The following is a 13,141-nucleotide window of genomic DNA, read 5'->3' on the forward strand; positions in this document are numbered from 1 at the left end:
TTGCCCGGCATCACGTTCCTGATGATTTCTTCAAATTCCTGAACAGCTTCGATTCAACTACCTTCGAACGTGAAAAGCTCGGAACTACACCGCAAATTGCTGAAGGATGGCTGGTATAAAATTGCCCAGACGGGCAGCCACATCAAAATGGCGCATCCCACCAGGAAAGCTCTCACCCGCAGCGGCTACCTGGAGTTTCCGCTGCACGGCAGCGCCGAAGTCGGCAAAGGACTTGCCGCGCTACTCCTGAAGCAGGCGGGGCTGAAGTAACGCCGCTTGGGCAGCACCTTGCAAAGGCGACGGAACCCCGCCCGGCTCTGGTAGTGTTGGTAGTAGATTCACTACCTTTAATGGGCAAAGATTCACGGCCGGCGCACTGCGTCACCTCACAAACTCACCAGCACCACCACGCAATGAAGAAGTACGAAATGATTGTGGAGCGCACCGCCACGGGGTACAGCGCCTACAACGAAGCCGAAGGAGCCTACACGGTGGGCGGCAACTTCGAGGAGCTAAAAGCCAACATGGTGGAAGTGCTGAACCTGGCTCTTAGCGACACGGGCCGCACCGTGGGCATAGCGGACGTGAAAATCACCTATGACTTGAAATCGTTTTTCGATGCCTACAAAGTCATCAACGCCGCCGCGCTGGCCAAGCGCCTGGGCATGACCCAAAGCCTGCTCAGCCAATACGTTTCCGGCAACAAAAAGCCCAGCCCCACCCAGACGCAGCGGATTTTGGAAGGCGTGCGCGCCGTGGGGCGCGAGCTGGCGGAGATGGACTTTGCGTTTTGATTCTCCTTGCCGCTTCGAGCCCGGCGAGCGCAAGCGCGTACATTAGTGGCGCTCAACGGCTAGCGCATTATGTATAGCGGCAATAGGTGGATTAATTGGAAGCTGGATGATTCAGCGGTGCGGGAAGCGTCACTTGGTAAGTTGAAATAATTTGGTATAAAAATGAGCACTGGTAAACAATCGCAAAATGACCACTACGGCAAAATGGCAGCGATTTACTTCCTGTTCTTACTTGCAATTGTAGCACTTGGGATAGCATCATTCAGCATCTACGATAGACGGCGCATTCGGCAAATAGGAATTTCTGAGATAGGTACTGTTTACAAAATAGAACATATAACTAATACAGATACAGATGTATTGGTGTTCAATGTGAAATTTGCTTATGCAGGTTATGACTACAATATTCATAACGATAATATGACGATTGATAATAGATATCGACTGCATGAGAAATTAAAAGTGATGTTTCTTAAAGATTTTCCTGAAAAAGCAATTATCGATGACCCTAGAGAAAATGGTGTTCCCGGTCATGCCATTTTCTTAATTATTGGATTCGCATTGTTGGCATTTGCTATTTATCTGATGAGAGCAGAAAATAAATTGGCTGTTCAAATCAGGTAACTAAAATTCCAAATATCCCTCCCCATTCCCGGCCCTGCGTAGGACGACATATATGGCCCTGCGACCGGCGACCGGGTGCGCCTCGGCGATACCGACCTGCTGATTCAGGTAGAAAAAGACTACTGCGTGTACGGCGAGGAATACAAGTTCGACGGCGGTAAGTGCTGCGCGACGGCATGGGCCAGACCGCTGGCATAGGGCCGGCCGACGCGCTGGATTTGTTGATTACTGACGCGCTGGTGGTTGACTGCAACGGTATTTACAAAGCCGGCAACCTGCAAACCATCGAGTCGATTTCTAACCCGTTATTTTTAACCGAAGCATAGCCGGTGTCCCCTTTTTTGGTAGGGGAGAGCCGTGCGGGGTAGAGGTCAGGCGAGAGACTACCCTGCCACCAGCTCCGCCACGGCTGCCTCAAAGGCCGCCTTTTCGGCCAGCCGCACAATTTCCGTGGGGGCCGCCGCGCGCGACTCACAATCCGGAATAGCACACCGCTCGCAGGTTTCGTTCACGATGCGGAAGGGCAGGGCCGGGTCGTCCAGGAAGCGGACGTGCGCCTTCAGGTTATCGTCGCAGCGCAGGCCCACGGTCACGCTCAGGGCGGGCTGGGTGGGGGTGCCGGCGCGGGCCAGCGTGAAGCAGAGGTACTCGTCGTCGGTGCCGAAGTAGCGGGATTTCTGGGCTCCGGCTACCGTCACGGGGGCGGCGGCGGTGTCGGGCACGGGCAGGGCGCGGGCCTCGTCCAGCAGGCGCAGGCTCACCCAGCGGCGGCAGTAGTGCTCGTTCAGCTCGTTGCCGTGGGGGTTGTGCAGGCGGGCCAGGTGCAGCTCTTTGGTCAGCTCGTAGGGGGCCAGTGAATTGGTCTGGTCGAAGCGCAGGAAGAACAGGCTTTGCAGCCCGAAATGGCGCGGCAGCAGCGTCGTGAGGCGCTGCATAAACATCTCGGGGCTCACGTCATACTGCGTCATCAGGTTCAGCAGCAGCTCCGGCTGCCACTTTTTGGCCCCGAAAAACTTCTTCACGTCGCGCAACAGGCTCTCTTCCTCCATCAATAGCGCCCCGGCAAAGTAGGAGGCCTTAAAGTTATTGAGCACCTCATCAAACGAGCTGACCTGCAGGCTGCTGTTCACGTAGGGCCGCTCCGTCAGCTTGAGGTAGTTGAAGGCTACCTCACGGCCCAGCACGAAGGCCTGCTGGCCCCGGCTCAGGCCCGGCCGCAGCAACAGCCGCCGGGTTTTGGGCTGAAACACGCTTCGCAGCCGCGCCTGGGTGGCCACCGCGTGCCGGCCCAGCGTCTCACGGTCGAGGGTATAGCCGTATTCCTGGGTCAGTACGCGCTCCAGCTGGCCGAGGTCGAACGGGGCGGCGGTGCTGAGCTGGTGGCTGCCCACGAAGGCGCGCACATCCTGCTCCAACTCCTCGAAGTAGTTGTCGTGCATCTCCTGAAACGAGCGCAGCGCGGCCAGAAACAGGTGCTCCTGACGCATCTCGTAGTTGCGCGCAATCTCGAAAATGGTGCTGATGAAGGCATTCATCTTGGCCGGCGCATTGGCAATCAGCTCGATGATGCGGGCCGGCTCCAGGCCGTACATCTCCAAGGGAAACTCCTTCAGCATCTTGGAGTTGAGCAGCTCGCCGATGGGCTCCAGCCGGCGCGGCAGCTCCAGCGAGGTGAGCTGGTCGTAGCGCACCTCCAACGCCTTGCTCAGGCTCAGAATCTTGTCGGCCTTGGGGTACTTCTTGCCCTTTTCAATCTCGTTCAGGTAGCTCACCGACACATCGCAGACCCGCGCCAGCTCGGCCGGACTAAGGGCGCGCTCCTGCCGTAGCTCGCGCAGCTTGAGGCCAAAAATGAGGCGAACGACTTGGCCGTGGTTCAGCATTGGGTGACGTGGAAAGGTGGGAATGTGAAAATGTGAAAAAATTCTAAAGTCAGAACAGCAACAGCTTCCCGGCATAAAAAGCCATTGCGAGCCGCAGGAGTGCGGTTTTGATACGTTGCGTAAGCAGTAACAAAGGTAGGGATGAAAGCAAATTTTATATTTTTAGCGAATATTCGCTGGAAAATTAAATTCGCTTAACTATGTTTGTATCAGTTGCACCGCCAGAGTCGCGGGACGATGGCCGAAGAGAGTCATTTTCCCATTCCCACATTTCCACATTTAAAAAAATGACTTTCACCGACACCGCTCCCGCCCCCACGCCCAAGTACCTCACTCCCGAGCGGGTGAAAGTTCTCGGCACCTACTCGCCCGAATACGCCGAAATCCTCACGCCCTCAGCCCTGGCCTTCGTGGCCGAGCTGCACCGCCGCTTCGACCAGACCCGCGAGGCGCTGCTGGGCCGCAGGACCGAGCGGCAGGCCGATTTCGCGGCCGGCATCCTGCCCGATTTTCTCCCCGAAACCAAGCGCATCCGCGAGCAGGACTGGACGGTGGCCCCGCTACCCGAAGACCTGCTCGACCGCCGCGTGGAAATCACCGGCCCGGTGGAGCGTAAGATGATTATCAACGCGCTTAACTCCGGAGCCAGTGTATTTATGGCCGATTTGGAGGATTCCAACGCTCCGACCTGGGACAACGTCATTCAGGGCCAAATCAACCTGCGCGATGCCGTGCGCCGCACCATCTCGCTCAGCACGCCCACCAAGGAGTATAAGCTGAACGAGAAAACCGCCGTGCTCATGGTGCGCCCCCGCGGCTGGCATCTGGTGGAGAAGCACATTCTGGTCGATGGCGAGCCCATCAGCGCGTCGCTGCTCGATTTTGGCCTCTACTACTTTCACAATGCCCACGAGCTGTGCGCCCGGGGCTCGGCCCCGTACTTCTACCTGCCCAAGCTGGAAAGCCACCTCGAAGCACGCCTGTGGAACGACGTGTTCGGTTTCGCCCAATGGTCGCTGAAGCAGCCCAAGTGCGTTATCAAAGCCACGGTGCTGATTGAGACGCTGCCGGCCGCTTTCGAGCTGAATGAGATTCTCTACGAGCTGCGCGAGCACAGTGCCGGCCTCAACTGCGGGCGCTGGGACTATATTTTCAGCTACATCAAGCGGCTGGGGCTGAACCCCGACTTCCGGCTGCCCAACCGCGCCGAGGTCACGATGACAGTGCCCTTCATGGCCGCCTACTCGCAGCTGGTTATCCAGACCTGCCACCGCCGGGGCGTCCACGCCATCGGTGGCATGGCCGCCCAGATTCCCATCAAAAACGACCCCGCCGCCAACGACGCGGCCCTGGAAAAGGTCCGTCAGGACAAAATCCGCGAAGCCACCAACGGCCACGACGGTACCTGGGTGGCCCATCCCGGCCTTGTACCCGTGGCGCTGGAGGTATTCAACCGCCTCATGCCCGGCCCCAATCAAATCGAGAACAAGCGCCTCGACGTGCAGGTAAACGCCGCCGATTTGGTGCAGGCACCCGAAGGCCACATCACCGAAGACGGGTTGAAACTGAACATCGACGTGGCCATTCAGTACCTGGCCTCCTGGCTGGGCGGCAACGGCTGCGTGCCGATTTACAACCTGATGGAGGATGCCGCCACGGCCGAAATCAGCCGCGCCCAGGTGTGGCAGTGGCTGCACACGCCCGGCACCACGCTGGCCGACGGCCGCCCCGTGACTACGGAGCTGTACCGCTCGCTGGTGCCCGGCCAGCTCGATAAAATCAAAGCCCAGGTAGGGGAGGAGGCCTATTCAACCGGCCATTTCGTGCCAGCGGCCCGGCTTTTCGACAAGCTGGTGATGAGCGAGCAGTTCATCGAGTTTCTGACTGTGCCCGCCTACGAGCAGCTAGCGTAGCGCCGCCGCTGGCCGTAGTCTAATGGCGCCGCTGGCCGTAGTCTAAGCGCAGCGACGACTACGCGCCGGACGTAAAGCGAGTTTGTAACTCGCCGACGAAGAGCAGGTAAGCTCAGATTAGCATGGCCGCTCCGCGGCCGTGAGTTGCCAATTCACTTCACCCCCGGCCCGCAGTCGTCGCTACGGTTAAACTGCGGCCAGCGACGGGCCAGCGACGGCCAGTACCTCTTATCCCTGAGTCAAAAAAGCTGCTCTGAAAGCAGCCTGGTAATTCTTTGCCTTTTCCGAGTCGCATTCAACCCACCATTCAACCCCAATACCATGAAAACGCAACCCCAACGCGCCGCCGAAATCGCCCTGGACTGGGCCCACAACCCCCGCTGGATTGGTATTCAGCGCCCGTATTCGCCCGAGGATGTGGTGAAGCTGCAGGGCTCCATCCACATTGAGTACTCGCTGGCCCGCCAGGGTGCCGACCGACTCTGGGACTTGCTGCACACCCGCGAATACGTGGCCGGGCTGGGTGCCCTGACTGGTAACCAGGCGGTGCAGGAAGTGCAGGCCGGGCTGCTGGCCATCTACCTCAGCGGCTGGCAGGTGGCGGCCGATGCCAACGGCGCGGGCCACATGTACCCCGACCAAAGCCTGTACCCCGTGGACAGCGTGCCGGCCGTGGTGCGCCGCATCAACAACGCCCTGCTGCGGGCCGACCAGATTCAGCACCTCGACGGCCGGAGCGACGTGCATTACCTCGCACCCATCGTGGCCGACGCCGAGGCGGGTTTCGGGGGCAACCTGAATGCGTTTGAGCTGATGAAGATGATGATTGAGGCCGGGGCCGCCGGCGTGCATTTCGAAGACCAGCTGTCATCGGCCAAAAAGTGCGGCCACCTCGGCGGCAAAGTGCTGGTGCCCACCCAGGAAGCCATCAATAAGCTGGTGGCGGCCCGCCTGGCTGCCGACGTGCTGGGCGTGCCCACCCTGGTGGTGGCCCGCACCGACGCCGACGCCGCCGACCTGCTCACCGCCGATGTAGACCCGCGCGACCAGCCCTTCATTCTGCAGGAAGCCGAGCGCACCAACGAGGGCTTCTATCGCATCCGCTGCGGCATTGAGGCCGGCATTGCCCGCGGCCTGGCCTACGCGCCCTACGCCGACCTTCTCTGGATGGAAACCTCGCACCCCGACCTGGGCGAAGCCCGCAAGTTTGCCGAAGCCATTCACGCCAAGTTCCCCGGTAAGCTGCTGGCCTACAACTGTTCACCCTCGTTCAACTGGGCCTCCAGGCTGAGTGTGGAGCAGATGGAAACCTTCCGCGAAGAGCTGGCTGCCATGGGCTACAAGTTTCAGTTTATCACCCTGGCGGGCTTCCACGCCCTCAATACCAGCATGTTTGAGCTGGCCCAGGCCTACCGCCAGCGCGGCATGGCTGGCTACTCTGAGCTGCAGGAGCGCGAATTTGCCCTGGCTAAGGATGGCTACCAGGCCGTGAAGCACCAGTCCTTCGTGGGCACCGGCTACTTCGATGCCGTGCAGAACGTGGTGACCAGCAACCAGACTAGCACCGCCGCCCTGGTGGGCAGCACCGAGGAAGCCCAATTTTAAGAACCTGACGCAAAAAGAACGTCATGCTGAGCGCAGCCGAAGCATCTCGCTTGGGAAAGTAAATCAATCGTTTAGTCGAAAGAATTACTAACCCGAGCGAGATGCTTCGGCTGCGCTCAGCATGACGTTCCGGTTTGTCGGGTAGGCTTTTTAAAATGCGTCGGCAATCGACCCGTAGTCCTCACCGTGCTTCTCGGCTGAATCACGCAGCAGCTGCTGCTGCCAGGGGCGCAAAGCCCCTTCGGCACCTTGCTCAATGATTTCGGCGATGAGGCGATTGCTGAGCACCATGTTGGCCATGGTGGCCCCGTGGTCGCTGATGAGGTGGTTTTTGAGCGTATTGAGCAGGGTTTCGCGGGCATCGGCGCGGGTGGCGGCGGAGCCGTTGAGGCGGCGCCGGAACGGAAACTTGCGGTGCTCGGGAGCCAGCGGGGCATCCGGTTCCAAATCGGTAGTGCCGATGGCCAGCAGCTGCTCGGCGTAGGGCGGGCGTTTCAGCTCGGGGTGCAGGCCGTTGGCGGTGCGCAGCTGGAGCGGCGTTTCGATGGGCTGGCGGGTGAGCTCGGCCAGCCGGTCGTTGCTGAGGACGTGGTAGGGCGGGCGGTCGAGCTGCCGGGCCACGGCATCGCGCAGCATGTACAGCTCCCGGAAAATGGGCATCTCCGAGCTGGAAATCTTGTATTTGGCCGCATTGCGTGACCACGGGCGCGGGTCGTCGCGGCCGTAGCGCACGGCTTCGAGGGCCAGGTTTTCCTGGGCGGCCCAGTCGGCGCGGCCCAGTTCTTCGAGGCGGGCGCTGAGGCGGTCGGTGAGTTCGAAAAGAAAGAGGACATCGTTGGCGGCGTACTCCTGCTGCGCTTCGGTGAGGGGGCGCTTCAGCCAGTTCGACTTTTGTTCCCCCTTATCCACTTCAAAGCCCAGCTCGGCCTGAATGAGGCGGCCCAGGGAAATATTATTATCCTCGGCGGCGAGCAGCGTGAACTGCACGCTGGTATCCACAATGTTGAGGCAGTTGACGCTGAACACCTCATCGAGCAGCAGAATGTCCGACTTGCAGGAATGGAACACCTTGGCCACGGCCGGGTCGCGCAGCACGGCAAACAGCGGTTCGAGGCCGGCGGCCATGTCGGGCAAGGGCAGCGGGTCAATCAGGTACGCTTCCTGGCCGTCGAAGACCTGAATAAGAGCCAGGTGCCGACCGTAGCGGTGGCGCATATCATCAAATTCGAGGTCGATGCCGATGCGCGGCAGCGTGGCAAAATGGGCGGCCGCGGCGGCAATAGCGTCGGCCGTAGTGAGGTAATGAATCGTTGGCATTGAGGCGATAAGGGAGTCAGCGAAGCTAGCGCCGGGAGCGGCAATTGTTGGTGCGGTAAAGGTAGGCATGCGCGGCAAGCCCGGCAGAACAATATAATTACACAAGTCAAAAGCTTGTGTAATTATATTTGCCTCGGCATTGAGTAGCAGGAGTGAATTGTAAACAATCAATTAATTCGGGGTTCTCAATGCACTGTTTTTCGGGTCAACTCCCGGAAATTTCTTAAATTTCAATTTTTCACCCAATTCCTGTTCTCATGAAGCACAAAATCTTTACTCATCTTAGGTTCCTGCTGCTCTTTGCGGCGTGCCTGTATTCGGCGTCCGCCTGGGCGCAAACCCGGGCCATCAGCGGCCGGGTATTGGGTTCCGATGGTGGGGCCGTGCCCGGGGCCACCGTGCTCGAGCGCGGCACTACCAACGGCACCAGCTCCGGGGCCGATGGTGCTTTCAACCTGAGCGTGCAGCCCGATGCAGTACTGGTTATCAGCTCGGTGGGCTACACGGCCCAATCTATTACGGTTGGTGCCCAGAGCACGATTAGCGTAACGCTGGCCGTGTCGGCCACGCAGTTGACCGAGGCCATTGTGGTGGGCTACGGCTCGCAAACCAAAGCCGACCTGACGGGGTCCGTGAGCACGCTCACGACCAAGGATATTGCCAACGCGCCGGTGCAAACCTTCGAGCAAGCCATCCAAGGCAAGGCGGCGGGGGTGGTCATTGAGAGCGGCAGCGGCAAGCTGGGCCAGGCCATCAAGGTGCGCGTGCGTGGCACGGCCTCGGTGAGCGGCGACACGCAGCCGCTGTACGTGGTGGACAACATTCCGATTGTGACGGATAACCTGTCCTCGACCGGTGCTCCGACCAACCCCATCGCCGATATCAACCCCAACGACATTGAGAGCATCACCATTCTAAAAGACGCGGCCGCCTCGGCTATCTACGGCTCGCGTGCCTCGAACGGGGTGGTGCTCATCACCACCAAGCGGGGTAAATCCGGCGCGACGCGCTTCAACCTGGGCTACCAGACGGGCACCAGTCAGGCCACGCGCCGTCGGGAGTTCCTGAACTCCAAGGAGTACGTGGAGCTATTCACCGAAGCACTGAAAAACGCCGGCCGCACCGATGCCAGCAACGCTGCCCGCTTCAAGGGCTACGCCGCCGGCGTGGACGTGAATGCCAACTACACCGTCGACACTGACTGGCAGGACCAGGTGTTCCGCAAAGGCAGCTTCAGCCAGTATGACCTGAACACGAGCGGGGGCACTGATAAAACCAAGTATTATCTCTCGGGCCAGTACAGCACGCAGGAAGGCATTCTGGTGGGCAACAAGTTGCAACGCATTGCCTCGCGCCTCAACCTGGACCACAAGGCTACCGATAAACTGACGCTGGGCATCAACATTGGCTTATCGCGCACCCGCAACGACCGGCTGCCCAACGACAATGCCTTCAGCACGCCCTTGCAGGCAGTGGCATTGGCCCCTATTACGCCCGTTATCGACCCACGCACCGGCCTCACCAGCGGCGCGCTGGACCTGAACACCGGCAACCCGAACAACAACTTCCCCTTCTACTACAACCCGTTGCTGGGGGTGCAAAACAACGCCGCCACCTACGCCACCTTCGTGTACCGTACGCTGGGCAACGTGTTTGCCCAGTATGAAATCATCCCCGGCCTCTCGTTTCGCTCGGAGCTGGGCCTGGACATCCTGAACCAGGACGAGGACCAGTACCTGGCCCGCGTGACCTCCCGCAACTCGGGGCCGACCAACGGCTTCGCCTTTAGCGCCCATACCACCAGCGGCCGCTTCATCACCAACAACTTCCTCTCCTACCGCAAGGTGCTGGCTGAGCTGCACACCGTGGAAGCCACGCTGGGTACGTCCTACGAGGAGCGCAAGCAGAACTACACCAGCGTGGAAGGCTCGCAGTTCGCCAGCGATGCTTACCGCAAGCTGGGCAGTGCCGCCGTGTACTCGGCCGGTAGTTCGGAGCTCACCCGCAGCTCCCTGCTCTCGTACTTTGGCCGCCTGAACTACTCTTTCGCCGGCAAGTATTTGCTGGGCCTGAGTGCCCGCATCGACGGCTCGTCGCGCTTCGGCCCCAACCAGCAGTACGGTTTCTTTCCGGCCGCCTCGTTGGGTTGGGTCGTGACGGAAGAAAGCTTCCTGAAAAACCAGAAGGTGTTGAGCTTTCTCAAGCCACGCATCAGCATTGGCCGCACCGGTAACCAGGGCTTCATCGACTTTCCTTGGCAGGGCCTGTTCGTCGGTACCTCGGGCTACGTGGGCATCCCCGGCCAGCGCCCCCTGCAGGTGGCCAACCGCGACCTGAAATGGGAGTCGACGACCCAGGCCGATGCCGGCCTGGAGATGGGCTTCTTCGACAACCGCATCAGCGCCGAAGTGGACGTGTACCTGAAGCGCACCACCGACCTGGCACTGAACGCCACGGTGCCCGCCACCTCCGGCTTCCCTTCCCAGTTCAAGAACGTGGGCACCCTGGAAAACAAGGGTGTGGAGCTGTCCTTGACCACGCGCAACTTCGTGGGCGACTTCACCTGGACCACCACCGTGAACGCCGCCCGCAACGCCAATAAGCTGACCTTCCTGCAGGGCCAGCCCATCCTGGGCAACTTTGTGAGCCGCGCTCAGGAAGGCTTCCCCATTGGTACTTTCTTCGCCCCCGAATACGCCGGTGTGGACCCCGCCAACGGCGACGCGCTGTACTACATCAACCGCGCCAACGGAGACGGCACCGGCACGGGCTCCAGCGACCGTAGTCTGGGCACGACCAACGATATTAACCAGGCGCAATTGGTGCCGGTGGGCGACCCCAATCCCCGTTGGACGGGTGGCCTGACCAACACCTTTGGCTATAAAGGCTTCGACCTGACCGCCACGTTTATTGGTGTATTTGGCAATAAAATTTTCGACGGTGGTGCGCAGTTTTACTCGGTTGCCTTCAACAACGGTCCCGACAACCAGACCCGCGACCAGCTCAACCGCTGGCGCAAGCCCGGCGACATCACCGATGTGCCCAAGGCCGACTACCTGAGCGGCAACGGTTCGAGCCAGTCGTCGCGCTTTATCAAAGACGGCTCCTACGGCCGTCTGCGCACGCTCACCCTGGGCTATAACCTGCCGAGCGATTTGGTTAAGAAAGGCTATTTGCAGTCGGTGCGGGTATTTGCTCAGGCCCTAAACCTGGTCACCTTCACGGGCTACAAGGGCTGGGACCCGGAAGTGAATACCGACTACCTCGCCACCAGCACCACGCAGGGCAACATCAACCAGGGCATCGACTTCTACACCGCGCCTCAGCCTCGCACCATCACCTTCGGCGTCAACGTCGGCTTCTAGCATTTGGGTCGCTTTACGGCGGTCCACTCCCACTCCTGACTCCTCAAAGACATGAAAAAAATTGCTTATACGCTGGCAACGGCCCTGCTCCTGGCAGGCTCCCTGACCAGTTGCGATAAAAAGCTCGATATCGACCCCGTCAACTCGGTGCGGGACGAACTGGCCCTGCGCACGTCGTCGGACGTGGAGGCGGCCCTGGTGGGCTGCTACACCGGTATTCAGAATGTGGAAGCCTACGGCGGCTACATTCAGCTGATGTCGGACCTGCTGGCCGACGACGGGGAAATAACCTTTGTGGGCACGTTCGTGCCGCCCATCCAGATTAACCGCAAGGTCATCATCAAAGACAACGGCTTTGTGCAGGCTATTTGGGTCAACGCCTACAACGTTATCAACCGCACCAACAACGTGCTGGCCAACATCGACAAGCTCGATACGCCCGCTAAACGGGCGCGGGTAGAGGGCGAGGCAAAATTCATCCGCTCGGCCATGTACTTCGAGCTGGTGCGCCTCTATGGCAAGGATTGGGGCGATGGTAACCCGTCGTCCAACCTCGGCGTGCCGTTGGTGCTCACGCCCACGCGGGTACTCGACGCTTCTTCTCAGGTGCGGCGCAACACCGTGGCCGAAGTGTACGCCCAAGTCATTGCCGACCTGACCGACGCCGAAGCCAAGATGCCAGTGAGCTCGCCAGCGGCATCTTTTTTTGCTAACAAGTACGTTGCGGCCACCATGCTTGCCCGGGTTTACCTGCAGCAAGGGCGGTTCGCCGATGCCGGCGCGGCTGCTAACCGCGTTATCAGCGCCAACAAGTACACTCTCAATGCCAGCTACACGGATGAGTTCTTCTCTGGCTCGGCGGCGGGCCTGTTGCCCAACTCTGTGGAAGACATTTTCGCCATTCAGATTTCGGCCCAAAGCGGCCGCAATGAGTTGAATACGTTCTATTCAATTAACCGCCGGGGCGATATCAGCGTTGAGGATAAGCACACCAACCAGTACGGACCGACCGACGAGCGCGGCGACTTATTCACGACCAGCAGCGGGCAAACGTATAGCAACAAGTACGACGACCTGTACGGCAACATCAAGCTGATGCGCCTGGCCGAGCTGTACCTCATCCGCGCCGAAACCAACTTCCGGGCTGGCACGGTGGTGGGTGCTACGCCCTTGGCCGACATTAACCGCGTCCGGACACGGGCTGGCATAGCGCCGCTCGCGGTAGTGACGCTGCCCGCCATTCTACGCGAGCGTAAGCTGGAACTGGCGTTCGAAGGCTTTCGGCTCGGCGATGTAAAGCGTAACCGGGAGACGATTACCGACCCCGACGGCGTAGCAGTGCCCTGGAACTCGCGTCGTTTGGTGTTCCCCATCCCGTTGCGCGAAATCAACGTGAACCCTAACCTGGTGCAGAACGAAGGATACAACTAGTGCCGGACCCGCCTCTCCAGGCGGGTGTATTCATCCTAAAAAAGGCCGCTCCAACTATTGGAGCGGCCTTTTTGGTTGTCTGTGTCGGGTCCGGAAATAGGTTGACAGCTTTCCCAAAAGATGTCATGAAAACTGAGTTTGAGCCGCGTGTGCGGCGTAGTCAGCGCGACTACAGTTTGCCCTTTAAATTGGCCGTGGTGGGTGAAGTC

Annotated in this window: 9 protein-coding genes and 1 pseudogene; 8 read left to right on the forward strand and 2 right to left on the reverse strand. The window is 59.8% G+C overall.

Annotated elements, in window-relative coordinates; translation table 11 throughout:
* Positions 1–69: 69 nt before the first annotated feature.
* The 4 genes and pseudogenes from ABD819_RS18515 to ABD819_RS18530 all read left to right on the forward strand — a co-directional run bounded on the left by ABD819_RS18515 (position 70) and on the right by ABD819_RS18530 (position 1,744).
* Positions 70–270 (forward strand): type II toxin-antitoxin system HicA family toxin, encoded by a 201-nt coding sequence (locus tag ABD819_RS18515; RefSeq protein ID WP_345126691.1) that lies wholly within the window; start codon positions 70–72, stop codon positions 268–270.
* Positions 271–413: 143 nt separating this feature from the next.
* On the forward strand, positions 414–794 hold the full coding sequence (locus ABD819_RS18520; RefSeq protein WP_345126694.1) for a helix-turn-helix domain-containing protein: 381 nt from the start codon (positions 414–416) through the stop codon (positions 792–794).
* Positions 795–956: 162 nt separating this feature from the next.
* Positions 957–1,418 (forward strand): DUF3592 domain-containing protein, encoded by a 462-nt coding sequence (locus ABD819_RS18525; protein WP_345126697.1) that lies wholly within the window; start codon positions 957–959, stop codon positions 1,416–1,418.
* Positions 1,419–1,493: 75 nt separating this feature from the next.
* Positions 1,494–1,744 (forward strand): annotated as a pseudogene (locus ABD819_RS18530) (hypothetical protein).
* Positions 1,745–1,801: 57 nt separating this feature from the next.
* Here ABD819_RS18530 and ABD819_RS18535 read toward each other — a convergent pair.
* The gene (locus ABD819_RS18535) at positions 1,802–3,301 is read right to left on the reverse strand and encodes a helix-turn-helix domain-containing protein (protein WP_345126699.1); all 1,500 of its coding nucleotides are present in this window, start codon (positions 3,299–3,301) and stop codon (positions 1,802–1,804) included.
* Between the two features lie 287 nt (positions 3,302–3,588).
* Between ABD819_RS18535 and aceB the strand changes: the two genes are divergently transcribed.
* Together aceB and aceA are read left to right on the forward strand one after the other, a co-directional pair.
* A complete protein-coding gene (gene aceB, locus ABD819_RS18540) occupies positions 3,589–5,214 on the forward strand; it encodes a malate synthase A (protein ID WP_345126702.1) in 1,626 nt (541 codons plus the stop codon).
* A gap of 321 nt (positions 5,215–5,535) precedes the next feature.
* Positions 5,536–6,819 (forward strand): isocitrate lyase, encoded by a 1,284-nt coding sequence (aceA, locus tag ABD819_RS18545; RefSeq protein WP_345126705.1) that lies wholly within the window; start codon positions 5,536–5,538, stop codon positions 6,817–6,819.
* 150 nt (positions 6,820–6,969) lie between these two features.
* Here aceA and ABD819_RS18550 read toward each other — a convergent pair whose 3' ends face one another.
* Positions 6,970–8,136, reverse strand: coding sequence for a ribonuclease D (locus ABD819_RS18550; RefSeq protein WP_345126707.1), 1,167 nt, complete (start codon positions 8,134–8,136; stop codon positions 6,970–6,972).
* 257 nt (positions 8,137–8,393) lie between these two features.
* Here ABD819_RS18550 and ABD819_RS18555 point away from each other — a divergent pair, with 257 nt between their 5' ends.
* Together ABD819_RS18555 and ABD819_RS18560 are read left to right on the forward strand one after the other, a co-directional pair.
* Positions 8,394–11,501, forward strand: coding sequence for a SusC/RagA family TonB-linked outer membrane protein (locus ABD819_RS18555; RefSeq protein ID WP_345126709.1), 3,108 nt, complete (start codon positions 8,394–8,396; stop codon positions 11,499–11,501).
* A 51-nt stretch (positions 11,502–11,552) separates the two neighbouring features.
* Complete coding sequence (locus tag ABD819_RS18560; RefSeq protein ID WP_345126711.1) at positions 11,553–12,932, forward strand: RagB/SusD family nutrient uptake outer membrane protein; 1,380 nt, start codon at positions 11,553–11,555, stop codon at positions 12,930–12,932.
* The last annotated feature ends 209 nt before the right edge of the window (positions 12,933–13,141 follow it).

It is taken from the genome of Hymenobacter antarcticus (assembly GCF_039539545.1).
In the GTDB taxonomy this organism is placed as follows: domain Bacteria; phylum Bacteroidota; class Bacteroidia; order Cytophagales; family Hymenobacteraceae; genus Hymenobacter; species Hymenobacter antarcticus.

What these genes read in the sequence shown, in the direction of transcription:
- ABD819_RS18520 (WP_345126694.1), top strand. Translation starts at nt 414, where the DNA reads ATGAAGAAGTACGAAATGATTGTGGAGCGCACCGCCACGGGGTACAGC.
- ABD819_RS18525 (WP_345126697.1), top strand. Translation starts at nt 957, where the DNA reads ATGAGCACTGGTAAACAATCGCAAAATGACCACTACGGCAAAATGGCA.
- ABD819_RS18535 (WP_345126699.1), bottom strand. Translation starts at nt 3,301, where the DNA reads ATGCTGAACCACGGCCAAGTCGTTCGCCTCATTTTTGGCCTCAAGCTG.
- aceB (WP_345126702.1), top strand. Translation starts at nt 3,589, where the DNA reads ATGACTTTCACCGACACCGCTCCCGCCCCCACGCCCAAGTACCTCACT.
- aceA (WP_345126705.1), top strand. Translation starts at nt 5,536, where the DNA reads ATGAAAACGCAACCCCAACGCGCCGCCGAAATCGCCCTGGACTGGGCC.
- ABD819_RS18550 (WP_345126707.1), bottom strand. Translation starts at nt 8,136, where the DNA reads ATGCCAACGATTCATTACCTCACTACGGCCGACGCTATTGCCGCCGCG.
- ABD819_RS18555 (WP_345126709.1), top strand. Translation starts at nt 8,394, where the DNA reads ATGAAGCACAAAATCTTTACTCATCTTAGGTTCCTGCTGCTCTTTGCG.
- ABD819_RS18560 (WP_345126711.1), top strand. Translation starts at nt 11,553, where the DNA reads ATGAAAAAAATTGCTTATACGCTGGCAACGGCCCTGCTCCTGGCAGGC.